We start from the raw sequence: 21,288 nt of genomic DNA on the forward strand, positions 1-21,288 counted from the left end.
GCGGGGCCTTCGTCGCACTCTCCGCGGGGGTGGCGCCCGTGGGGCTGCGTGGGATCGACGTCGCCACGGTGTTCTTCCGGGCCGACGCCGCCCAGCTCGCGGAGGTGGTGCGGCTGGTGGAGGGTGGGCGGCTGACGTTGCGGGTGGCGGAGACGTACCCCTTGGACAAGGCGGCCGACGCCCACGCCCGCCTGGCCGCCGGCGGCCTCCGCGGCCGCCTCGTCCTCATCCCCTGACCCACCGCCCTCGCGCGCTCCAAAGGGCGACGCGTCCGAAGGCGACCCAGGCGGCGGCAGGCCGCCGCACGGGTCAGTGGGTGGGCTTGACCAGCGGGAACAGGATGGTTTCGCGGATGTTCTTGCCGGTGAAGGCCATGATCATGCGGTCGATCCCCACACCCACACCGCCCGTGGGCGGCATGGCGTACTCGAGGGCCTGCAGGAAGTCCTCGTCCAGCTGCATGGCCTCCAGATCGCCGCCGGCGGCCAAGAGGGACTGCTCCGTCAGGCGTCGGCGCTGCTCGATCGGGTCGACCAGCTCCGAGTAGGCCGTGCCCAGCTCGGTGCCGAAGCCGATCAGGTCCCACTTCTCCGTCAGCAGCGGGTTGTCCCGGTGCTGGCGGGTCAGGGGCGAGGTCTCCAGCGGGTAGTCCATGACGAACGTGGGCTGGACGATCGTGTGCTCGACCAGGGCTTCGAAGAGCTCCTGCACCAGCTTGCCCGAGCCCCACTTCGGGTCCCACTGGACCTCGCGGCGGTCCGCGAGCTTGCGGAGCTCCTCCAACGTGGTCGAGGTGGTGATCTCCTCGCCGACGGCCTCGGAGACGGCGCCGTACAGGGTGATGCGGGGCCATCTCGCGATCCCCAGGTCCACCTCCACCCCGTCGTGGACGACCACGGAGGTGTCCAGGGCGGCCACCACGGCCTTCTGGTACATCCGCTGGGTCAGGTCGGCCATGTCGTTGTAGTCGAGGTAGGTGCCGTACGCCTCGAGCATCGTGAACTCGGGGTTGTGCGTGGAGTCGGCGCCTTCGTTGCGGAAGTTGCGGTTGATCTCGAAGACCTTCTCGATGCCCCCGACCACGAGCCGCTTGAGGTAGAGCTCGATCGCGATGCGAAGGTAGAGCTCCATGTCGTAGGCGTTGATGTGGGTCTTGAAGGGCCGGGCCGTCGCGCCGCCGTGGATGGGCTGCAGCATCGGGGTCTCGACCTCGAGGTAGCCCTCCTCGTGCCAGAAGTCGCGCACCGCGCGCACCGTGGCGCTGCGGAGGCGGGCCATCTTCCTCGACTCGTCGTTGACGATAAGGTCGACATAGCGCTGGCGGACTCGTGCCTCGGGGTCGGTGAGGCCGACGTGCTTCTCCGGCAGTGGGCGCAGGCACTTGGCGGTGATCTGCCAGCTGTCGGCCAGGATCGACAGCTCGCCGCGCCGGGAGGTGATGACCTCGCCGGTGACGCCCACGTGGTCGCCCAGGTCGACGTCGCGCTTCCACGAGGCCAGCGACTCCTCGCCCACCTTGTCGAGCGAGATCATGACCTGCAGGTCGGCGTCGCCGTCGCGGATCGTGGCGAAGCAGAGCTTGCCGCCCACGCGGTTGAGCATGACGCGCCCCGCGACCGCGACCGTGTCACCGGTGGCGGTGTCGGGCTCCAGGCCCTGGTATTTCTCCCTGACCTCGGCGTTGGTCGCCGTGCGTGGGAAATTCACCGGGTAAGGGTCGACGCCTTCGCTGCGAAGGCGGTCGAGCTTCTCCCTCCGGATGCGCATCTGCTCGGGAAGTTCGTCGCTCACAACATCAAAGGGTAGGGGATATGGCGAACTGCAAGGCCTCGTCGGTCCGCTGCAGGAACACTGCAGGACCTGTGCAAGAGCCCTCCCTTATCAATATCTCACGAGCTCAGGGGGGAGCCGGCAGGGAGCCGGTCCAAGGAGAGCTCAAGGAGAGAAGATGTTGAAGAAGATCGCCACCGGTTTACTCGCCGTCGCCGCGACCAGCGCAGTGGCCCTGTCGCTTCCTTCCGCCGCCAGTGCCAGCACGGCCGACAACGACGACTACTCCAGCTCCTGGGGTCCCGTCTACGCCAAGAACCACCTCGCCAAGTCGCAGGGCTGGGTCGGCGTCAACTGGGACGAGGACGGCGAGTCGAACGAGGTCACCGTCCGCGGCCGGCTCTACGACCTGGACAACCGCGACGCCGACGAGGGTGGCAAGTGCGCGTACGTGAAGTTCGAGGCCAGCGACTTCGACGACGACTGGTCGCAGGTCTACTCCAAGAAGTACTGCGGCTTCCCCGGCTACAAGAAGTTCTTCTTCCAGGAGAACGACGTCACCAGCCTGCGGGTGAAGGTCTGCCAGATCGGCCAGTACAGCAACTACCCGACCAAGTGCGGCCACTGGGAGTACATCTACACCGCCGAGAGCGAGTGACGGTCGACCCCGAATACGCGCAAGCGGCCCCCTTACCGATGGGGGCCGCTTGTTGGCGTCAGGCCGTGTTCCTGTTGTAGATCAGGCGCAGTCCGATGAGCGTCAGCCACGGCTCGTGCACGTCGATCGAGCGCGACTCGCCCACCACCAGGCTCGCGTGCCCGCCCGTCGCCACCACCGTCACCTCGTCGGGGTCGTCGGCCAGCTCGGCCGCCATGCGCTCCACGATCCCGTCCACCTGGCCCGCGAACCCGTAGATGATCCCGGCCTGCAGGGCCTCCACCGTGTTCTTGGCGATCACCGAGCGCGGCCTGACCAGCTCCACCTTGTGCAGCTGCGCCCCGGCTGCGGCCAGCGCGTCGACCGAGATCTCGATGCCGGGCGCGGTGACCGCGCCGACGTACTCGCCCTTGGCCGACACCGCGTCGAACGACGTCGCCGTGCCGAAGTCGACGATGATGCAGGGGCCGCCGTACTGGTCGATGGCCGCCAGCGCGTTCACGATGCGGTCGCTGCCGACCTCTTTGGGGTTGTCCATGCGTACGGGCACCCCGGTGCGGATGCCCGGCTCCACGATCACCGCCGTGACGTCGCCGTAGTAGCGGCGGCACATCTCGCGCATCTCGTTGAGCACGCTCGGAACCGTGGAGCAGATGGCGATGCCGTCAATGTCGGTCCCCTTGAGCAGCGGCGACTGCGTCAGCAGGCCTTGGAGGACGACTGCGATCTCGTCGGCGGTGCGGCGGGCGTCGGTGGCCAGCCGCCAGTGCTCGATGACGTCCTCGCCCTCGAACAGCCCCAGCACTGTGTGCGTGTTGCCGACGTCGATCGTGAGCAGCATCAATTACCCCCGCAGATCCAGTGCGATGTCCAGGGCCGGCGCAGAGTGCGTCAGCGCCCCCACCGCCAGGTAGTCAACGCCAGTTTCGGCCACACGACGAGCCGATTCCAAGGTCAATCCCCCGCTGGCTTCAAGTACAACCCTGTTTTTCGCCCGATTTTTCACGACTTGTACGGCGCGAGCCGTGTCCTCGATCGTGAAGTTGTCCAGCAGGATCTCCTCGGCCCCCTCGTCCAGCACGGCCTCGAGCTGGTCGAGCCGGTCGATCTCCACCTCGATCGACAGGTCCGGGTAGAGCTCCCTGACCGCCCTGAACGCCTCGGCCACCCCGCCGGCCGCCACCACGTGGTTGTCCTTGATCAGCGCGGCGTCCGACAGCGACATTCGGTGGTTCACGCCGCCGCCGCAGCGCACGGCGTACTTCTCCAGTGCCCGCAGACCCGGCAGCGTCTTGCGGCTGTCACGAACGCGCGCCGCCGTGCCGCTGATCGCCTCCACCCACCTGCCGGTCAGCGTGGCCACCCCCGAGAGGTGCGTGAGCAGGTTGAGCGCCATGCGCTCGGCCGTCAGCATGGCCCGCACCGGCCCCTCGACCGTCATCAGCACGTCTCCCGCCCGCACCCGCTCGCCGTCCTTGGCCTTCCTCTCCGTACGGGCGGCGCCCAGCCGGAGGAACACCGCCTCGGCCACGGCCAGCCCCGCCACGACGCCGTCCACGCGGGCCACCACGTCGCCCGCGCAGAACTGTTCCGCCGGGATCGTGGCCAGGCTCGTCACGTCGCCAGCCTCCTGCAGGTCCTCGGCCAGCGCGCGGTCGAGCAGCGCGTCCACCTCGGCCGGGTCCAGCCCGGCGGCGGTGAGCTCCTGCGCCAGGCGCGGCGGCATCACATCTCCGTGAGGCGTATACGTCATGCGGGGGCCCTCCTCGGTCATGGTCACGTCCAGGTGGCCGAGCCAGTCGTTGTCGTCGCGGGTGTCGTAGTCTTCGCGCCAGTGTGAGCCGCGGGTCTCGAGCCTGGCCGCCGCCGCGCCGGTGAGCACGGTGGCGACGGTGAGCAGGTTCGTGGCCTCCCAGGACTCGGTGCAGGCGGGCACCTCGACCGGCGTCCAGCGGGCGTCGCGCAGCGCCCTGGCCGTGGCCAGCAGCGACTCGCGGCTGCGCAGCACGCTCGCCCCGGTGCTCATGTGGGCCTGGATCCTGGCTCTGACCCTCGGGTCCACCAGCCCGTTCGCCGTTCCGTCTTCGACCGGCTCGCCGGGCGACGGGCGTACCGCGTGGATGTCCTCGGCGATGCGCTCGGCGAAGACGAGCCCCTCTAGCAGGGAGTTGGAGGCCAGGCGGTTCGCGCCGTGCACGCCCGTGCAGGCCACCTCGCCGCACGCGTACAGGCCCTCGATCGAGGTACGACCGCGCAGGTCGGTGCGGACGCCGCCGCTCGCGTAATGAGCGGCGGGGGCCACGGGGATCGGCTCGGTCGCCGGGTCGATGCCGTGCTCGCGGCAGACGGCGTAGATCGTGGGGAAGCGGGACTCCCACTTCTCACGGCCGAAGTGGCGGCCGTCGAGGTACATGTGGTCGCGGCCCGTCTCGCGCATTCTGCGCAGGATCGCCTTGGCCACGACGTCGCGCGGCGCCAGGTCGGCGAGCTCGTGCACGCCCTGCATGAACCGGCCGCCCTCGTGGTCGACCAGGTACGCGCCCTCACCCCTGACCGCCTCAGAGATCAGCGGCTGCTGACCAGTCGAGCCCTCGCCGAGCCAGAGCACGGTCGGGTGGAACTGGACGAACTCGATGTCGCGCACCACGGCCCCGGCCCGCAGCGCGAGCGCGACCCCGTCACCGGTGGAGACGGCGGGGTTGGTGGTGGCGGCGTACACCTGGCCCATGCCGCCGGTGGCCAGCACCACCGCCCTGGCGCGCACCGCGCCCACCCCGTCACGCGCGCCCTCGCCCATGACGTGCAGCGTCACGCCTGTGGCCCGGCCCCTGGCGTCCTTGAGCAGGTCGAGCACCAGCGCGTGTTCGATCACCTCGATGCGCTCCGCGCGGGCCGCCTCGATGAGCGCCCGCTGCACTTCGGCTCCCGTGGCGTCGCCGCCCGCGTGCACGATCCGGTGCCGCCGGTGGCCGCCCTCGCGCGTGAGCTGGAGCTCCCCATCGGGGGTGCGGTCGAAGCGGGCGCCGCGGGTCATGAGCCGCCGCAGCGCGCCGGGCCCCTCCGTGACGAGCGTGCGCACGGCCTGCGTGTCGCACAACCCGACGCCGGCGAGCAGCGTGTCATTCAGGTGCTCATCGGGGGTGTCGCGGGGATCGAGCACGGCCGCGATGCCGCCCTGGGCCCATCGGGTGGAGCCTGCCGACAGCACGTCCTTGGTGACGACCAGCACCTTGGCGGACGGCTCAAGCTCGGCGTAGCGCAGGGCCACAGTCAGGCCCGCGACGCCCGAGCCGACGACGACCACGTCCGCTTCGACGGTCCAGCCGGGTGCGGGCGCGGTCAGCCGTAGGGGAATAGCCGGTGCACTCATCAGGGGTCTCCTCGCTGAGGCGATTTCGTCAATATGACGATAACGCCTGGCGCGGCGTGCACATGCCCCGGGGTCCCCGTGGCCGTCAGGCGGGATTCAAGGTGAGGGTGACGTTGTCGATCAGCCTGGTCGCGCCCACCTTGGCGGCCACCGCCAGCACGGCCATCCCCTCGTACGACTCGTCCACATCGGCGAACGTGGCCGGGTCAGCCAGCGCGAGATAGTCGACCTCGAGCCGGGGGCCGGCCGCGTCTAGCACCTGTCGCGCCGCCGCGCGGATCCTGGCCGGAGTGAACTCCGCGGCGCCCGCCCGCAGGGCGCGGGAGAGCGCCAGCGCCACCTGCCGGTCGTCGTCGGACAGGTAACGGTTGCGGCTCGACAGGGCCAGGCCGTCGGGCTCGCGTACGGTGGGCGCGCCCAGGATCTCGATCGGCAGGTCGAGGTCGGCGACCATGCGGCGGATGACGGCGAGCTGCTGGGCGTCCTTCTCGCCGAAGACCGCGAGGTCGGGCTGGACGAGGTTGAACAGCTTGAGCACGACCGTGAGCACGCCGTCGAAGTGGCCGGGGCGGCATGCCCCCTCGACGATCGTCCCCATGTGGCCGGCGGAGACGCTCACCTGGCGATCCGGCGCGTACATCACTTCGGCGTCCGGGTGGAACACGACGTCCACGCCCTCCGCCCGGCACACGTCAAGGTCGGCGTCGAATGTACGGGGATAACGGGAAAAATCCTCGCTTGGGCCGAATTGCAGAGGGTTGACGAAGATGCTGACCACGACCTGATCGGCGCGGGCGCGGGCCTGCCTGATCAGCGACCGATGGCCCTCGTGCAGCGCACCCATGGTCGGCACCAGGGCCACCTCACCACCACGGCGCGCCTTGACCAGGTCTTCCCGGTGCCTGGCGACGATCAGCTCCATACGACCCTCCGAACGCGACGATTAAGTCCATATATTGCCCCCGAGCGCGTCGAGCAGCCGCTCCGCCTCCTCCGGCTTGAGCAGGCCCGCCGCCAGTGCCCGGTCCGCCGTGAGCCTGGCCAGCGCGATGTAGGCGTCTGCCGCCTCGGGCGCCGCCAGGATCAGCGCGTCCACATGCTTGCGCACCGTGCCCGCGTCGCCGCGGACGACCGGGCCGGTCAGCCCGGTGATGCCCAGCCGGAGCACGTTGTCGAGCGCGGCGCCGAGCAGCGGGCCCAGCATCCGCCCGGGATGCTCGACGCCGATGCGCCCCAGCAGCTCCTGCGACTCGGCGATGAGCGTGACCATGTGGTTGGCGGCCCCGGCCAGCGCCGCATGGTAGAGCGCGCGGTCGGAGTCGGCGATCCAGACGGGCTCGCCACCCATCTCGATCACCAGGGCCTCGGCGATCGGCCGCAGCACGTCGGGGGCGGTCACGCCGTACGAGATGCCGGTGAGCTTGTTGAGGTCGTCGTCCCTGCCCGTGAACGTCATCACCGGGTGCAGCGCCAGCGGCAGCGCGCCGACTCTGGCCGCCGGGTCGAGCACGGACAGCCCGTACGCCCCGCTGGTGTGCACCAGCAGCTTGCCCTGCAGGTCGGCGCCCGTGGTGGCGAGCCCGTTGACGAGGTCGGGCAGCGCGTCGTCGGGCACGGTGAGCAGGATGAGCTGAGCCGCCGCGACCACCTCGTCGGGTCTGGACAGCTTGACGCCGAGCCGGTCGGCGGCCCATCGCTGTGAATTGTCCGACACGCCGCTCGCGGCCACGATCCGGTGCCCTGCCTGCGCCAGCGCGGCGCCGAGGGCCGAGCCCACCTTGCCCGCCCCGAGCACGCCGACAGTCAGCCGTGCCGGGCGATCCCCTGCGTCCATGACGTCACACCTCTGTCGAGCTGATGGCACCGCCGACCAGCGTAACGGCCTTTCACGACTGCAGATGTGACCGCCGCTTTGCCGCATGTTGAGTTAGCGACAAAAGCGACAAGGGCATACAAAACGTGCACCCCCTGTCGGAAGAGATGAGGAGAGGGGCCTCATCGCATGGCAGCGGGCGCCAGGTCCCTCATCCAGGACCGACGCCCGCGCGCATGAGACCTCTTGGAGGTGCGCCGGCTGGCCGCTCGCCGACCGGCCAGCCGGGGTGAGAGCCCGGGCCGGACGAGCGCCGGCCCGGGTCGTCTCTTTGTCAGTGGTGGCTCGGCCCGTAGACGTTGGCGCCGCCCTTGCAGCCGGCGAACGCGACACCGATGACGGCCACGGCGTTGCCGCAGATGTTGATCGGGATGTTGATCGGGATGTGCACCTGGTTGCCGCCCAGCACGCTGCCGTCGCCGCTGGTGATGTCCGCGTGAGCCGGGGCCGCGAGCGACAGCATGGCGACGGCTCCTGTGACGACCATGAGCTTCTTCAGCACGAGGGTTCCTCTCGGTTGCGCGACCTGGGCCGCTGGATGCTTGCTCGGAAGCGATCGGCTCGGCCCATTGAGGGTTGGCGGAACGCGATCACTCGATGACAAAGGGTAAAGCTACCGCAAGTCGGCGACAATGAGTAGTCGTTTGATAACGATGCGTGTCAGGCGGAAGCCATGAGATAGTCCAGGCATGTGGCTCACCTGGCGCGCCGCGACGGAGCGTGCGCTGTACGGCGAGGAGGGCTTCTACCTCCGCGAACGCCCCTCGGGCCACTTCCGCACTTCGGTCAGCGCCTCGGCGGCGTTCGCCGACGCGGTGCTGGCGCTGCTGGCGGAGGTGGACGCCGAGCTCTGCGGCCCTGACGTGCTCGACCTGGTCGACATCGGCGCGGGCGAAGGCACGCTGGTCGCCCAGGTGCTCGCCGCCGCCAAGCCCGCGCTGCGCGACCGGCTCCGCGTCATGGCCGTCGACCTCTCCCCCAGGCCCGAGGGCCTGCCCGAGCGCATCGCCTGGCGGCGGAGCGTGCCCACCGGCATCACCGGCCTGGCCATCGCCAACGAGTGGCTCGACAACGTGCCGCTCGACGTGGCGGAGCAGACCGCCGACGGACCGCGCCTCATCATGGTGAACGTCCATACGGGCGAGGAGCGCCTCGGCGGCCCGCTGCGGCCCGCCGACCGCGCCTGGCTCGACCGGTGGTGGCCGCTGCCCCGCGTGGGCGCGCGCGCGGAGATCGGCCGCCCCCGCGACGAGGCATGGGCCTCTGTCCTGGCACGCCTCAACCACGGCCGGGCGATTGCCGTTGATTATGCACATGCTGTGGATAACCGGCCGCTCTGTGGCACGTTGACCGGTTACCGCGACGGCTCGGTCGTTGCCCCCATCCCCGACGGGACCTGCGATATCACGGCTCACGTGGCGCTCGACGCGTGTGCGGAGGCAGGGCGCCGGGCCGGCGCGATATCCACAACCTTGTCCACACAGCGTGACGTGCTGAGGGCGTTGGGGATCACCGGCACCCGGCCCCCCATCGACCTGGCCCACGCCGATCCGCGGGCCTACGTCCGGGCCCTGGCCAGGGCCTCAGAGGAGGGCGAGCTGATCGATCCGAGGGGCCTTGGCCGCTTCGGTTGGCTCAGCCAGCGACGCTGATCTCCAGGGCTTGCAGCCCTCGCATGATGTAACCGGGCTTCCAGGCCGGCTCCTGCCGCAGCTCCAGCTTGCCCGCCCGGGCCAACAGGGCGCCGAACGACTCCATGAGCTCGATACGGGCCAGCGGCGCCCCGAGGCAGAAGTGGATGCCGGCCCCGAAGGAGATGTGCGGATTGTCCGCGCGGCCCACGTCGAGCCGGTTTGGCTCGTCGAAAACCGCCGGGTCGCGGTTGGCCGACCCGAACAGCAACGCCACCTCCGACCCGCGCGGGATCCCCACGCCGTGCACCTCGATGTCCTCCAGCACCCAGCGCTCGAACATCTGCAGCGGCGTGTCCCAGCGCATCAACTCCTCGACGGCCGTGGGCAGCAGCGAACGGTCCTCGCGCAGCCGTGCCAGCTCGGAGGGGTTCCTGAACAGGGCCCACCAGCCGTTGCCCGTCACGTTCACGGTGGCCTCGTGGCCGGCGTTGAGCAGCAGCACGCACGTGCCGACCAGCTCGTCCTCGGTCAGCTCGTCGATCTGCGCCAGCGCGCTGATCAGGTCGTCACCCGGGGTCCGGCGGCGCTCCGCGGCGAGGGTCTTGAGGTAGCCGGCGAAGTCCGACGCCGCGCGTACGGCCGCGTGCTGGGCGTCGAGCGCCGGGTTGAGCTCGTACATGCCGCAGATGTCCGCCGACCAGGGGCGCAGCAGGTGGCGGTCCTGCTCGGGTATGCCGAGCATCTCCGCGATCACCGTCACCGGGAGCGGCTCGGCCACCTCGGCGATCAGGTCGCCGCCGCCCTTCTCCACGAACGCGTCCACCAGGCCCTCGGCGATGGCGCGCACCCGGGGCCGCAGGGAGTCGACCATGCGCGGCGTGAACGCCTTCGAGACCAGCCGGCGCAGCCTGGTGTGCACCGGCGGCTCCACGTCGAGCATGCCCGCCCTGATCACCCGCCAGAACGGCTCGTGGAACTCCGGCTCAGGCGGCTTGCCGAACTCCTCGTGGGTGGCCACGTGCAGGTAGGACCTGCCGAGGCGGCGGTCCCTGAGCAGGGCGTTCACGTCGGCGTGGCGCGAGATCAGCCACTGGTTCGTCGGCTCGAAGTAGCTGACGGGCGACTCGCGCCTCAGCTCGTCGTACACGCGGTACGGGTGGGCCACGAAATCCGGATCCCAAGGGTCAAAGCGCACTATTTCATAGTAGGAGCGGAACCATCCTGCTTCTTGTCGGCGCGCTTGCTGCGCATCCGGATGTTCAGCAGCTCGACGACGAGCGAGAACGCCATCGCGAAGTAGATGTAGCCCTTGGGGATGTGCTGGCCGAAGCCCTCAGCGATGAGCACCACGCCGATCAGCACCAGGAACGACAGCGCCAGCATCTTGATGCTCGGGTGCCGGTCCACGAACCTGCTGATCGGCCCTGAGGCGAACAGCATCACCAGCACGGCCACCACGACCGCCGCGATCATCACGCCGAGCTGGTCCACCATGCCGACGGCGGTGATGACGGAGTCGAGCGAGAACACGACGTCCAGCACCATGATCTGCAGGATCACCGAGGTGAAGGAGGTGACGGCCGCCTTCTTGCCGTCCCCGCCCGCGGGGGCGTCCATGCTGTGGCCGATCTCGGTGACGCTCTTGCCCAGCAGGAACAGGCCTCCGAGCAGCAGGATCAGGTCGCGTCCCGATATGTCGTGGCCGAAGACGGCGAACAGCGGCTCGGTGAGCCGCACCACCCACGACAGGGCGAGCAGCAGGAGCAGACGGCTGACCAGGGCCGCGCCCAGGCCCAGCACACGGGCTCTGTCGCGCTGTTCAGGGGGTAGTTTCCCGGCCAGGATGGAGATGAAGATGATGTTGTCGATCCCCAGGACGATCTCCAGGGCGACAAGGGTGAAGAAGCCGATCCAGATCTGCGGGTCGGTCACCCAGTCCAACATCTGCGCACCTCCATGACACGTGAGCGGGGTTTCCGGTAGCAACGAGCCACGCGGCGCAGAAGTTCACCGACTTGCGATTGAAGGTGGGGTTTCAGTTATAGTTCCCGTCGTAGGTCATGAGTGCCAGCACTAAGCCCCGGCTTGCTGGCCGGCAACCCTCGCGTCCGCGGCGGGGTGCCCCGGGTGAAGACCTGGTCCGTCACGAGGTGTGGCGGGCAAGCGCGGGCTCCGTGGCTGCTTCCAGGGGTCCGAAGACCCTGAGGGAGATGTGCCGTGTCCACGCTGACGATCTTCAGCTCTGTCCCCGCCCAGGCCGTTGAGGCGGCTCCCGCCGTCACGAGCAGGCCGATTCCCGCCGTGCTCGGGGCCGATCTCGAGGTGCCCGTCAAGGGCGGAAGGCTCGTCGGCTACGCCAACCTCGACTACGCCGCCAGCGCGCCCTGTCTCGAGCCGGTCAGCGCCGCCGTCACCGCCGCGCTCCCGGCCTACTCCAGCGTCCACCGGGGCGCGGGCTACGCCTCCCAGCTGACCACCGCCCGCTACGAGCAGGCCCGCCACACGGTCAGGGCGTTCGTCGGCGCCCGCCCGGACGACGCCGTGATCTTCACCCGCAACACCACCGACGCCACGAACCTCCTGGCCGGCTGCCTGCCCGCCGGCACGACCACCGTGGTCTTCGACACCGAGCACCACGCCTCGCTCCTCCCCTGGAAGAAGTCCGTACGGCTGGCGCCGCCCGCCTTCCCCGGCGAGGCCGTCCGCGCCGCCGACGAGGCGCTGGCCGCGATCGACGGGCCCAAGCTGCTCGTGGTCACCGCCGCCTCGAACGTCACCGGCGAGCTCTGGCCCATCGCCGCCCTGGCCCACATCGCGCACCGGCACGGGGCCCGCATCCTGGTGGACGCCGCCCAGCTCGTACCGCATCGGCGGCTCAACCTGACCGCGCTCGACCTGGACTACGTGGCCTTCTCCGGGCACAAGCTGTACGCGCCGTTCGGCGCCGGGGTGCTGGTCGGGCGGCGGGACTGGCTCTCGGAAGGTGAGCCGTACCTCAAGGGCGGTGGCGCGGTGCGTTCCGTCGGGGACGAGACCGAGTGGCATGACGACCCCGAGCCGCGGCACGAGGCGGGCACCCCCAACGTGCTGGGCGCCATCGCGCTGGCCGCGGCCTGCGACGCGCTCACGGCCACCGGCTGGACCGCGGTGGTGCGGGAGGAGGAGCGGCTGATCGCCCGGCTGCGCTCCGGGCTGGCCTCGATCGAGGGCGTGCGTGAGCTGTCACTGTGGGGCGATGATCACCCGCGCGTCGGCATCGTGTCGTTCACGGTGGACGGCTACTCGGCCCGCGAGGTGGCCGAGGTGCTCTCCAGCGAGTACGGCATCGGGGTGCGCGACGGCAAGTTCTGCGCGCACCCGTTCGTGCGGCACCTGCTCAACGAAACCGATGGGGGTTGCGAGGACGGCACCGCCTCCGCGGTGCGGGCCTCGATCGGCATCGGCACCACGGAGGAGCACGTCGACCGGCTGATCGGGGCGCTGCGGGATCTCGTCGCCCGCTGAGCCTCATTCCCTGTTCGGCGGCTTGCGGTGCGGCGGCGGCTCGTCGGAGACCAGGGCGTCGATGTCTCTCATGTCGTCGTCGTTGATCATGCCTGCCCGGCGCTCGCTGGGCTGCCTGGGCACGCGTGGCGCCTCCGCCGGTTCCTTGGACGCCATGGGCGTCGTGGGCCCGCCGGTCATGGTCGTGACGTTCGACGGCTCCGGAGGGCGCGCGCCCGGAGCGTACGCGGCGAGTTCCTCCTCGGCGGCCCGGCGTTCCCCACGCCTGCGGAACATCGCGCCGAACAGGCCGTCGAGCCCGATCCGCCCACCACCGAGCGCCAGGAACAGCAGGCCCAGCGCCCCGAGCGCGCCGGGCAGCTCCCAGCCGCCGGTGATGGCCAGCACACCGTGGCCGACGTGCACGAACACGATCGCGGCCAGCATGTCGAGCAGCAACAGCAGCCCCACCAGCCGCACCAGCAGGCCGAGGATCAGGAAGAGGCCGCCGACGGTCTCCACGATGGTCGCGTACGCCGAGGTGAGCTCGGGCATCGGGATCCCGATCCCCCTGAATGCCTGTCCCACGGCTGGGAGACCGCTCGACCCCTTCTGCAAACCGTGAGCCAGGAAGATTACGCCGGTCACCACTCGCGCGATCAGGGCCGCGACATCGAACACAGCTCTCTTCATGGTGTTTTCTCCCCCCATTCCGGTCTTTCTCCCCATGTCCGGCTTAGGGATGCGTTTCCATACGATTCCTTGACCCTCCCCCCGGCTGGATCACCCACCGGTGCGGTGGCAGCATGGCCATATGACGGAACGTGTGGTCGGAATCGGTGCGGGCGCGAAAGAGCTGGCCACCGAGGACATGATCCTCAACATCGGTCCGCAGCACCCGTCGACCCACGGGGTGCTCAGGCTCCGGCTGACGCTCGACGGCGAGCGCATCACCGCCGCCGAGCCGATCATCGGCTACATGCACAGGGGCGCGGAGAAGCTGTTCGAGGTCCGCGACTACCGTCAGATCATCATGCTGGCCAACAGGCACGACTGGCTGTCGGGCTTCGCCAACGAGCTGGGCGTGGTGATCGCCGCCGAGCGCCTGCTCGGCATGGAGCCCCCGGTCAGGGCCGTGTGGGCGCGAACGCTGCTGGCCGAGCTCAACCGGGTGCTCAACCACCTGATGTTCCTCGGCTCCTACCCCCTGGAGCTGGGCGCGATCACGCCGCTGTTCTACTCCTTCAACGAGCGCGAGCGCATCCAGGCGGTCATGGAGGAGATCTCCGGCGGGCGCATGCACTACATGTTCAACCGGGTCGGGGGCCTCAAGGAGGACCTGCCGCTCGGCTGGCTCGACCGGGTGTCGGAGGCGGTCGCGGAGACCCGCCGCCGGGTGCCCGACATCGAGGACCTCATCCTGCACAACGAGATCTTCATCGCCCGCACCAAGGGCGTCGGCGTGCTCTCCCGCGAGCAGATCATGCAGTACGGCGTCAGCGGCCCCATCGCCAGGGCCTCCGGGGTGGACTTCGACCTGCGCCGCGACGACCCGTACCTCGCCTACCGCGAGCTGCCCGTGAAGGTCGTCACGCGGCACGCGGGCGACTGCCGATCCCGGTTCGAGGTGCTGTTCGACCAGCTCAAGGTCTCGCTCGACCTGGCCGACGCCTGCGTCGAGCACCTGCGCTCGCTGCCGCCCGGGCCGATCAACCAGCGCCTGCCGAAGGTGCTCAAGGTGCCCGAGGGGCACACGTACGCGTGGACCGAGAATCCCCTCGGCATCAACGGCTACTACCTGGTCTCCAAGGGCGACAAGACCCCGTGGCGGCTCAAGCTGCGCTCGGCCTCGTACAGCAACGTCCAGGTGCTGCGGGAGATGTTGCCCGGCCACCTGGTCGCCGACATGGTGGCCATCCTGGGCTCGATGTTCTTCGTCGTGGGTGACATCGACAAGTGAAGGCCGAGCGCGACAAATACGTTGACTGGCTCCGCGCCCTGAGCCTGTGCGTCGTAGTGGTCTGGCACTGGGCGTTCACCATCCTGGAGTGGAAGCCGGACGGCCCCGAGCCCACCAGCCCGCTGGGCTTCACCTCCGGACTGTGGATCCTGACCTGGCTGCTGCAGGTGCTGCCGCTGTTCTTCTACGTCGGCGGCCACGTGCACCTGCTGTCCTGGGAGCGGGCCCAGGCCCGCGGCGCCGGCATCGGCTCGTTCGTCTGGCGGCGCATCCGCGCGCTGGCTTTACCCGCCCTGTTCCTGTCCGGGGTGTGGATCGCCATCGGAGCGATCGTGACGTTCACGTTCCACGTGGACTGGATGTGGCGGGTCGTGCTGCTGGTGCTCAGCCCGCTCTGGTTCCTAGGCGTCTATCTCGTGCTGATCGCGCTGCTGCCGGTGGCGCTCTGGCTGCACCGCCGCTACGACGTGCTGACGCTGATCTGGCTCGGCGGCGCGTCGCTGGTGGTGGACGTGGTGCGCTTCCGGTACGGGGTCGACTGGGTCGGCTGGCTCAACATGATCCTCATCTGGGGGCTCGCCCACCAGGCCGGCTTCTTCTACGACCGCATCGTCATCCTGCCCAGGCGCTACGACGTCGCGGTGCTCTGGACGGGGCTGTTCGCCCTGTTCGGCCTGGTCTACTCCGGCATTTACCCGGGCTCGATGGTGGGCGTGCCGGGCGACAAGTGGTCGAACATGGCGCCGCCCACGTTCGTGATCGTCGCCCTGCTGCTGTTCCAGATCGGGCTGGTGGAGGTGCTGCGGCCGTCGATGGAGCGCGTGCTGGAGCGGCCCGGCTGGCGGCGGGTGAACGGCTTCATCAATCGGTACGCGCTGCCGCTCTTCCTCTTCCACACGACCGGGATGGCCATCGCGCTGGGGCTGTCGTGGTGGCTTTTCGGCAGCCTGGGCACTGAGATCCCACCTGACCTGAAGTGGTGGCTGGAGCGCCCGATCGCGATCATAGGACCGCTGATCTGCACCACCCCGGTCATATACCTGTTCGGCCGCCGCACAGCTGAGGTCGCCCAAAAGCAGGGCAAGGGAATCGGCCGGTCAATAGGCTCTGACCATGGTTGACATCGAGTTCCGCGCCAACCCCGAAGACGAGCGGATCATCCGTAACGCTCTGCGGGAAGGCGAGCGGCCGAGCGACGTGATCCGCCGGGCGCTGCGCCTGTTGCAGCGCGAGACATGGAACGACCGGCTGCGCGCGAGCACGACGCGGCCGGCCGTCGAGGATCTGTCCTAGTCCGGCTTCTGCTCGTCCGAGTCCTTCGGGATGCGGCAGGCGTGCTCCAGGTAGAGGGCGGCGCAGATCAGCGCCACGCAGGCCAGGAACGACCCCGTCGCGACGAAGAACTCCGATCGCGGCGTCTCTCTGTCGAAGATCTGCACCGTGTAGAGAGCGAACCCGGCGAACAACCCCCCGAACACCGCCCCCGCGTACGCCGACGCCTTCGCCAGCGCGGCCAGCCTGGCCACCGACAGGGGCTCCACCGGCTTGGTGCCCGGTTTCCTGGCGATCCTCGCCTTGGTCGTCCACGCGCTGAAGCCCTCGCCGATGGCCAGCAGCAGCACCGTGGGGATCGCGGTCCACGGCATGAGGGGCAGGTCGGAATAGACCGGTCTGACCACCCCCCACGCGATCAGCGCGACGACGATGACGATGCCGACCAGGCGGCCAGGGTGGGTGGGCTTCAATCCGGCCTCTGCAGATTCAGGTCCTCGCGCAGGCGTACCCCTTGCTGGTCGATGCCCTCCAGCAGCTCCGCCACCCGGCCGCGCCCGGGCAGCACGCCGTCGGGGTCTGCCTTCACCCAGGGCACGAGCACGAACGCGCGCTCGTGAGCGAGGGGATGCGGCAGCGTCAGCTCCGGCTCGTCGCAGACGGTGTCACCCACCACGATCAGGTCGACGTCGAGCGTACGCGGCCCCCAGCGCTCGGCGCGCACCCGGCCGAAGGCGTTCTCCACGCCCTGTGCCCGTTCCAGCAGCGTGCGCGGCGCCAGCGTGGTCTCGGCGATCACGATCGCGTTGAGGTACGGCTTCTGCCCGGGAGGACCGCCGACGGGATCGGTCTCGTAGACGGGGGAAGCTCTGACGAACTCCAGCCCCGGGGCGTCGAACAAGGTGTCCACGGCGCCCTGCAACGTCTGGAACCGGGGCCCCAGGTTGCTGCCCAGAGCCAGGACGACTTTCATACGCGGCTCCGCTCGATGGTCACGACCACGTCGTCGAACGGCAGCGGGATGGGCGCCGCCGGTTTGTGCACACTCACCTCAACCTTGCTCACCAGCGCGTCGGCCAGGCACACGTCGGCCAGCCGCTGCGCGAGCGTCTCGATCAACGCGACCGGCTCGCCCTCCACGACCTTGACCAGCGCCTCGGCCAGCTCTCCGTAGTGGACGGTCTTGGTGAGATCGTCGCCGGCCGCGGCCGGCGCGGTGTCGAGGAACAGCGTCGCGTCGATCACGAACTCCTGCCCTAGCTCCCGCTCGGCAGCGAGCACGCCGTGCCTCCCTCTGGCCCGCAGGCCCTTGAGAGCGATGCGATCAGCGGTCAAGCTCGCCTTCCTCCTCCTCGTCGTCGTCCCCCTGGAGCACCGGCGAGCCGTGGTGCATCCACAGCCGCCAGCCCTGCGAGGTGCGGATGTAGACGTTGCTGGCCACCACCTTGCCCGCGGCGAAGCTGGCCTCGCCCTCGTCGCCGGCGGTGAGGATGTTCTCGACGCAGGTCAGCACGGCCACGTCGCCCAGCACGTTCGTGTTGACGTCGGTCAGCACGAACTGGATGTAGGTGGTGTTGGCCATGATCAGGGCCCACGACCTCAGCACCTCGGACCGGCCGCTGAGCAGGGTCCAGCCCGGGTGAACGCAGCTCACCTGGTCGTCACCCGAGTCCTCGGCCCAGATCTCCGTCATCTTGTCGAGGTCGCCGCTCTCGATCGCGGCGTAGAACTCCTGGTTGACCGTCTCGATGGCGGCGGTGTCGACGCTCATGTGCCTGCTCCGGCTCTCTTCCATGCGGCGGCCACGCGCACGGCATCGGCGTTGGGGGCCACGTGGTGGACGCGTACGCACCAGGCGCCCGCGTGCGCGGCCAGCGCGGTCACGGCCAGCGTGGCGTCGTCACTGCGGCTGAACGGCCGGGGCGCGCCGTCTGGATCGGCCAGCAGCCGCCCGAGGAAACGCTTGCGCGAGGCCCCGATGAGCAGCGGATAGCCCAGCTCGGCCAGGCCCGGGATCCCGGCCAGCAGCGCCCAGTTGTGCTGGGCGTTCTTGGCGAAGCCGAGTCCGGGGTCGAGCACGATCTGCTCCTCCGCGACGCCCTCTGCCAGGACCAGGTCGACCCGCTTGCCCAGCTCCTCGCGGACCTCGGTGACCACGTCGGCATAGATGGCGCGGCTGTCCATGTCATGGCTGTGGCCGCGCCAGTGCATCACCACGTACTGGACGCCGGTCTCGGCCACCACACGCGGCATCTCGGGGTCGGCGAGACCACCGCTCACGTCGTTGACGAGCCGTGCGCCTGCCTCGACCGCGGCCCTGGCAACCTCTGCCCGCATCGTGTCGACGCTGACCGCCACTCCCTCGGCGTCGAGCGCCTCGATCACCGGCACGACCCTGGCCAGCTCTTCCTCCAGCGACACCCTGGCCGCGCCGGGGCGGGTGGACTCGCCGCCCACGTCGACAAGATCAGCCCCCTCCTCGACCAGGTCAAGGCCGTGCTGGATGGCAGTCCTCTCGTCGAACCATTGGCCGCCGTCGGAGAACGAATCAGGGGTCACATTGACCACACCCATGACGAGGCACCGATCCGCACCTCCCGGCACGTTGATGGGCACGCTAGTCATGGGCCAAGCCTAGGCGCTTCCCCACACATGTTGACATCGTGGGTACCCCGTTCGGTCATCAGCGACCCAGGATCAGCGCCATCGCCTCGGATCGGGTCTTGTCACTGGTGCGGAAGTCGCCGCGGACGGCCGAGGTGACGGTCTTGGCGCCCGGCTTGCGTACGCCCCGCATCGTCATGCACAGATGCTCGGCCTCGACGACCACGATGACCCCGCGCGGCTCCAGGACCCGCATGAGGGCGTCGGCGATCTGGGACGTCATGCGCTCCTGGACCTGGGGGCGGCGGGCGAACACGTCGACCAGGCGGGCCAGCTTGGACAGGCCGGTCACCTGACCGCGCTCGTTGGGGATGTAGCCCACGTGTGCCACCCCGTGGAACGGGACCAGATGGTGCTCACACGTGCTGTAGACCTCGATGTCCCTGACGAGCACCATCTCGTCATGGTCGACGTCGAAGACCTTCGTCAGCACGTCTTCGGGCGTCTGGCCGAGCCCCGAATACTGCTCGGCCATGGCACGGGCGACCCTTGAGGGCGTATCGAGAAGACCGTCACGGTCGGGGTCCTCGCCGATCGCGTAGAGGATCTCGCGTACGGCCTTCTCGATACGGCCCAGGTCGACGTCGTGTGGAATCACGCACTGTCTCCGGACGGGAGGGCGTCCTGGTGGGCCCCGGTGAGCGAACCGTTGGCCGACTGCTCCTTGGGGGTCAGGATCGGCGGGCGGTCCGAGGGGAGCCGCTTGCCGTAGCCCGCGTAGGACGGGCGGTGCTCCTTGACCACCACGGCAGCGAAGATCTGGAGCACCTGCTCACGGGAGAGCGTCTCCTTCTCCATGAGCTCGAGCACCAGGTTGTCGAGGACGTCGCGGTATTCGACCAGGATGTCCCACGCCTGGTCGTGCGCCGTCTCGATCATCCGGCGGACCTCCTCGTCGATCGTGGAGGCGATCTTCTCGGAGTAGTCGCGCTCGTGGCCCATCTCGCGGCCCAGGAACACCTCGGCCTGCCCGGTGCCGAACTTACGGGCGCCGAGCTGCTCGCTCATGCCGTATTCGGTCACCATGCGGCGGGCGACGGCCGTGGCCTTCTCGATGTCGTTGGAGGCGCCGGTGGTGGGCTCGTGGAAGACGAGCTCCTCCGCCGCACGGCCGCCGAGCAGCATCGCGAGCTGGTCCATCATCTCCGACCTGGTGGCCAGGAACTTGTCCTCCATCGGCAGCGTCATCGTGTAGCCGAGCGCGCGGCCCCGGGACAGGATCGTGATCTTGTGGACCGGGTCGGAGTTCGGCAGCGCGTGCGCCACCAACGCGTGACCGCCCTCGTGGTAGGCGATCATCTTCTTTTCCTTGTCGGACATGACCCGCGACTTGCGCTCGGGCCCTGCCATGACACGGTCGATCGACTCCTCGAGGACGTCCATCGTGATCAGCTTCTGGTCGGCCCGCGCGGTGAGCAGGGCGGCCTCGTTGATCACGTTGGCCAGGTCGGCGCCGGTGAACCCGGGGGTGCGGCGCGCGATGACGTCGAGGTCGACGTTGGGCGCGAACGGCTTGCCGCGACCGTGAACCTTGAGGATGCCCTTGCGGCCCTCGAGGTCAGGGCGGTCGACGGTGACCTGCCGGTCGAAACGGCCCGGGCGCAGCAGCGCCGGGTCGAGGATGTCGGGCCGGTTGGTCGCGGCGATGAGGATCACGCCGCCCTTGACGTCGAAGCCGTCCATCTCGACGAGCAGCTGGTTGAGCGTCTGCTCGCGCTCGTCGTGACCGCCGCCCAGGCCGGCGCCGCGGTGGCGGCCGACGGCGTCGATCTCGTCGATGAAGATGATCGCCGGGGCGTTGGCCTTCGCCTGCTCGAACAGGTCGCGCACGCGGGAGGCACCGACACCGACGAACATCTCGACGAAGTCGGAACCGGAGATCGAGTAGAACGGCACGCCTGCCTCACCGGCCACGGCGCGGGCCAGCAGGGTCTTACCGGTGCCGGGCGGGCCGTAGAGCAGCACGCCCTTGGGGATCTTGGCGCCGATCGCCTGGAATTTGGCCGGGGCCTGCAGGAACTCCTTGATCTCCTGGAGCTCCTCAATGGCCTCGTCGGCCCCCGCGACGTCGGCGAACGTGGTCTTGGGGGTGTCTTTGGTGATGAGCTTGGCCTTCGACTTGCCGAAGTTCATCACTCGCGAGCCGCCGCCCTGCATCTGGTTCATGATGAACAGGAAGATCAGCACGATGATGACGATCGGCAAGAAGCTCACCAGGATGCTGACCAGGAAGTTTTCCTGCGGCACCTCGGTGGTGAAGCTCTTCGTCTTGCCGGCCTCGTACTGAGCCTGGAGCTCGTCGGTCAGCTTGCTGCCGTAACCGGTGACCCAGTTCGACTGGATCAGCTTCGTCGGGGCGTCACCTGGCTTGACCACGACGGGGTTGACCAGCGTCGCCTCGATCCGGTTGTCCTTGTCGACAATCCTGGCGTTGCTGACGTTTCCGGTGCGAATCTGCTGGAGAACCAAGGACGTGTCGGCCTGCTTGTAATTGCCGCCGCCACTCCAAAGCTGAGTGACGAGGAGGAGCAGCACGACGATGCCCAGGATCCACAGCAGTGGCCCACGTGTAAATCGCTTGAGATCCATCCGATGCGGAACCCC

General features: G+C 69.2%; 23 protein-coding genes and 1 riboswitch. Of the genes, 7 read left to right on the top strand and 16 right to left on the bottom strand.

Annotated elements, in window-relative coordinates:
• A partial coding sequence (locus AB0J09_RS00610; protein WP_360682961.1) for a zinc-binding dehydrogenase occupies nt 1–236 on the top strand: 236 nt, incomplete at its 5' end.
• Nucleotides 237–309: 73 nt separating this feature from the next.
• Here AB0J09_RS00610 and lysX read toward each other — a convergent pair.
• Nucleotides 310–1,791, bottom strand: coding sequence for a bifunctional lysylphosphatidylglycerol synthetase/lysine--tRNA ligase LysX (gene lysX, locus AB0J09_RS00615; RefSeq protein WP_360682963.1), 1,482 nt, complete (start codon nt 1,789–1,791; stop codon nt 310–312).
• Between the two features lie 157 nt (nt 1,792–1,948).
• Here lysX and AB0J09_RS00620 point away from each other — a divergent pair, with 157 nt between their 5' ends.
• Nucleotides 1,949–2,428 (top strand): hypothetical protein, encoded by a 480-nt coding sequence (locus AB0J09_RS00620; protein WP_360682965.1) that lies wholly within the window; start codon nt 1,949–1,951, stop codon nt 2,426–2,428.
• 58 nt (nt 2,429–2,486) lie between these two features.
• Here AB0J09_RS00620 and AB0J09_RS00625 read toward each other — a convergent pair whose 3' ends face one another.
• The 5 genes from AB0J09_RS00625 to AB0J09_RS00645 all read right to left on the bottom strand — a co-directional run bounded on the left by AB0J09_RS00625 (nt 2,487) and on the right by AB0J09_RS00645 (nt 8,173).
• Nucleotides 2,487–3,269 carry a type III pantothenate kinase gene (locus AB0J09_RS00625; protein ID WP_360682967.1) on the bottom strand — a complete coding sequence of 261 codons (783 nt, stop codon included), beginning with the start codon at nt 3,267–3,269 and terminating at the stop codon, nt 2,487–2,489.
• A gap of 3 nt (nt 3,270–3,272) precedes the next feature.
• The gene (locus AB0J09_RS00630; protein WP_360682969.1) at nt 3,273–5,798 is read right to left on the bottom strand and encodes an L-aspartate oxidase; all 2,526 of its coding nucleotides are present in this window, start codon (nt 5,796–5,798) and stop codon (nt 3,273–3,275) included.
• 85 nt (nt 5,799–5,883) lie between these two features.
• Nucleotides 5,884–6,720: a pantoate--beta-alanine ligase gene (gene panC / locus AB0J09_RS00635; RefSeq protein ID WP_360682971.1), complete on the bottom strand. Its 837-nt coding sequence runs from the start codon at nt 6,718–6,720 to the stop codon at nt 5,884–5,886.
• A gap of 21 nt (nt 6,721–6,741) precedes the next feature.
• Nucleotides 6,742–7,632: a DUF2520 domain-containing protein gene (locus tag AB0J09_RS00640; RefSeq protein ID WP_360682973.1), complete on the bottom strand. Its 891-nt coding sequence runs from the start codon at nt 7,630–7,632 to the stop codon at nt 6,742–6,744.
• A gap of 313 nt (nt 7,633–7,945) precedes the next feature.
• On the bottom strand, nt 7,946–8,173 hold the full coding sequence (locus AB0J09_RS00645; protein WP_360682975.1) for a chaplin family protein: 228 nt from the start codon (nt 8,171–8,173) through the stop codon (nt 7,946–7,948).
• A gap of 187 nt (nt 8,174–8,360) precedes the next feature.
• Between AB0J09_RS00645 and AB0J09_RS00650 the strand changes: the two genes are divergently transcribed.
• Nucleotides 8,361–9,323, top strand: a complete 963-nt coding sequence (locus AB0J09_RS00650; RefSeq protein ID WP_360682977.1) for an SAM-dependent methyltransferase — start codon at nt 8,361–8,363, stop codon at nt 9,321–9,323.
• Here the strand turns inward: AB0J09_RS00650 and AB0J09_RS00655 are convergent.
• Together AB0J09_RS00655 and AB0J09_RS00660 are read right to left on the bottom strand one after the other, a co-directional pair.
• Complete coding sequence (locus AB0J09_RS00655; protein ID WP_360682979.1) at nt 9,307–10,500, bottom strand: cytochrome P450; 1,194 nt, start codon at nt 10,498–10,500, stop codon at nt 9,307–9,309. The genes AB0J09_RS00650 and AB0J09_RS00655 overlap by 17 nt on opposite strands.
• Complete coding sequence (locus AB0J09_RS00660) at nt 10,500–11,249, bottom strand: TerC family protein (RefSeq protein WP_360682981.1); 750 nt, start codon at nt 11,247–11,249, stop codon at nt 10,500–10,502. Before AB0J09_RS00660 ends, AB0J09_RS00655 begins: the two co-directional genes overlap by 1 nt.
• Before the next feature lie 112 nt (nt 11,250–11,361).
• Nucleotides 11,362–11,477, top strand: a riboswitch (SAM riboswitch).
• A 120-nt stretch (nt 11,478–11,597) separates the two neighbouring features.
• On the opposite strand from AB0J09_RS00660, the gene AB0J09_RS00665 reads away from it, so the two are divergent.
• On the top strand, nt 11,598–12,809 hold the full coding sequence (locus AB0J09_RS00665) for an aminotransferase class V-fold PLP-dependent enzyme (protein ID WP_360683121.1): 1,212 nt from the start codon (nt 11,598–11,600) through the stop codon (nt 12,807–12,809).
• A 3-nt stretch (nt 12,810–12,812) separates the two neighbouring features.
• Here the strand turns inward: AB0J09_RS00665 and AB0J09_RS00670 are convergent, their stop codons facing one another.
• Nucleotides 12,813–13,481 carry a DoxX family protein gene (locus AB0J09_RS00670; RefSeq protein ID WP_360682983.1) on the bottom strand — a complete coding sequence of 223 codons (669 nt, stop codon included), beginning with the start codon at nt 13,479–13,481 and terminating at the stop codon, nt 12,813–12,815.
• A 121-nt stretch (nt 13,482–13,602) separates the two neighbouring features.
• Here AB0J09_RS00670 and AB0J09_RS00675 point away from each other — a divergent pair, with 121 nt between their 5' ends.
• From AB0J09_RS00675 to AB0J09_RS00685, 3 genes are read left to right on the top strand one after another with little or no spacing between them, the layout of a single operon-like run.
• Complete coding sequence (locus AB0J09_RS00675) at nt 13,603–14,748, top strand: NADH-quinone oxidoreductase subunit D (protein WP_360682985.1); 1,146 nt, start codon at nt 13,603–13,605, stop codon at nt 14,746–14,748.
• On the top strand, nt 14,745–15,869 hold the full coding sequence (locus AB0J09_RS00680; RefSeq protein ID WP_360682987.1) for an acyltransferase: 1,125 nt from the start codon (nt 14,745–14,747) through the stop codon (nt 15,867–15,869). Before AB0J09_RS00675 ends, AB0J09_RS00680 begins: the two co-directional genes overlap by 4 nt.
• The gene (locus AB0J09_RS00685) at nt 15,862–16,041 is read left to right on the top strand and encodes a hypothetical protein (protein ID WP_360682989.1); all 180 of its coding nucleotides are present in this window, start codon (nt 15,862–15,864) and stop codon (nt 16,039–16,041) included. The genes AB0J09_RS00680 and AB0J09_RS00685 overlap by 8 nt, the downstream gene beginning before the upstream one ends.
• On the opposite strand, the gene AB0J09_RS00690 is transcribed toward AB0J09_RS00685, so the two are convergent.
• The 7 genes from AB0J09_RS00690 to ftsH form a co-directional block, all read right to left on the bottom strand.
• Complete coding sequence (locus AB0J09_RS00690; RefSeq protein WP_360682991.1) at nt 16,038–16,493, bottom strand: DUF3180 domain-containing protein; 456 nt, start codon at nt 16,491–16,493, stop codon at nt 16,038–16,040. The two genes, AB0J09_RS00685 and AB0J09_RS00690, sit on opposite strands and share 4 nt — an antisense overlap.
• Entirely contained in the window at nt 16,490–16,993 is a 504-nt protein-coding gene (gene folK, locus AB0J09_RS00695; protein WP_360682993.1) for a 2-amino-4-hydroxy-6-hydroxymethyldihydropteridine diphosphokinase, read from the bottom strand. Before folK ends, AB0J09_RS00690 begins: the two co-directional genes overlap by 4 nt.
• The gene (folB, locus tag AB0J09_RS00700) at nt 16,990–17,355 is read right to left on the bottom strand and encodes a dihydroneopterin aldolase (RefSeq protein ID WP_360682994.1); all 366 of its coding nucleotides are present in this window, start codon (nt 17,353–17,355) and stop codon (nt 16,990–16,992) included. Before folB ends, folK begins: the two co-directional genes overlap by 4 nt.
• A complete protein-coding gene (locus tag AB0J09_RS00705; RefSeq protein WP_360682996.1) occupies nt 17,345–17,791 on the bottom strand; it encodes a nuclear transport factor 2 family protein in 447 nt (148 codons plus the stop codon). The genes folB and AB0J09_RS00705 overlap by 11 nt, the downstream gene beginning before the upstream one ends.
• Nucleotides 17,788–18,594 carry a dihydropteroate synthase gene (gene folP / locus AB0J09_RS00710; protein ID WP_360683123.1) on the bottom strand — a complete coding sequence of 269 codons (807 nt, stop codon included), beginning with the start codon at nt 18,592–18,594 and terminating at the stop codon, nt 17,788–17,790. The genes AB0J09_RS00705 and folP overlap by 4 nt, the downstream gene beginning before the upstream one ends.
• Before the next feature lie 109 nt (nt 18,595–18,703).
• Complete coding sequence (gene folE / locus AB0J09_RS00715) at nt 18,704–19,282, bottom strand: GTP cyclohydrolase I FolE (RefSeq protein WP_360682998.1); 579 nt, start codon at nt 19,280–19,282, stop codon at nt 18,704–18,706.
• Nucleotides 19,279–21,273, bottom strand: a complete 1,995-nt coding sequence (gene ftsH, locus AB0J09_RS00720) for an ATP-dependent zinc metalloprotease FtsH (RefSeq protein ID WP_360683000.1) — start codon at nt 21,271–21,273, stop codon at nt 19,279–19,281. Before ftsH ends, folE begins: the two co-directional genes overlap by 4 nt.
• Nucleotides 21,274–21,288: the final 15 nt, after the last annotated feature.

Origin of the sequence: Nonomuraea sp. NPDC049784, assembly GCF_040659615.1 — a bacterium.
Classification (GTDB): Bacteria; Actinomycetota; Actinomycetes; order Streptosporangiales; family Streptosporangiaceae; genus Nonomuraea.

What these genes read in the sequence shown, in the direction of transcription:
- AB0J09_RS00620 (WP_360682965.1), top strand. Translation starts at nt 1,949, where the DNA reads ATGTTGAAGAAGATCGCCACCGGTTTACTCGCCGTCGCCGCGACCAGC.
- AB0J09_RS00625 (WP_360682967.1), bottom strand. Translation starts at nt 3,269, where the DNA reads ATGCTGCTCACGATCGACGTCGGCAACACGCACACAGTGCTGGGGCTG.
- AB0J09_RS00630 (WP_360682969.1), bottom strand. Translation starts at nt 5,798, where the DNA reads ATGAGTGCACCGGCTATTCCCCTACGGCTGACCGCGCCCGCACCCGGC.
- panC (WP_360682971.1), bottom strand. Translation starts at nt 6,720, where the DNA reads ATGGAGCTGATCGTCGCCAGGCACCGGGAAGACCTGGTCAAGGCGCGC.
- AB0J09_RS00640 (WP_360682973.1), bottom strand. Translation starts at nt 7,632, where the DNA reads ATGGACGCAGGGGATCGCCCGGCACGGCTGACTGTCGGCGTGCTCGGG.
- AB0J09_RS00650 (WP_360682977.1), top strand. Translation starts at nt 8,361, where the DNA reads ATGTGGCTCACCTGGCGCGCCGCGACGGAGCGTGCGCTGTACGGCGAG.
- AB0J09_RS00660 (WP_360682981.1), bottom strand. Translation starts at nt 11,249, where the DNA reads ATGTTGGACTGGGTGACCGACCCGCAGATCTGGATCGGCTTCTTCACC.
- AB0J09_RS00670 (WP_360682983.1), bottom strand. Translation starts at nt 13,481, where the DNA reads ATGAAGAGAGCTGTGTTCGATGTCGCGGCCCTGATCGCGCGAGTGGTG.
- AB0J09_RS00675 (WP_360682985.1), top strand. Translation starts at nt 13,603, where the DNA reads ATGACGGAACGTGTGGTCGGAATCGGTGCGGGCGCGAAAGAGCTGGCC.
- AB0J09_RS00685 (WP_360682989.1), top strand. Translation starts at nt 15,862, where the DNA reads ATGGTTGACATCGAGTTCCGCGCCAACCCCGAAGACGAGCGGATCATC.
- folK (WP_360682993.1), bottom strand. Translation starts at nt 16,993, where the DNA reads ATGAAAGTCGTCCTGGCTCTGGGCAGCAACCTGGGGCCCCGGTTCCAG.
- AB0J09_RS00705 (WP_360682996.1), bottom strand. Translation starts at nt 17,791, where the DNA reads ATGAGCGTCGACACCGCCGCCATCGAGACGGTCAACCAGGAGTTCTAC.
- folP (WP_360683123.1), bottom strand. Translation starts at nt 18,594, where the DNA reads ATGGGTGTGGTCAATGTGACCCCTGATTCGTTCTCCGACGGCGGCCAA.
- ftsH (WP_360683000.1), bottom strand. Translation starts at nt 21,273, where the DNA reads ATGGATCTCAAGCGATTTACACGTGGGCCACTGCTGTGGATCCTGGGC.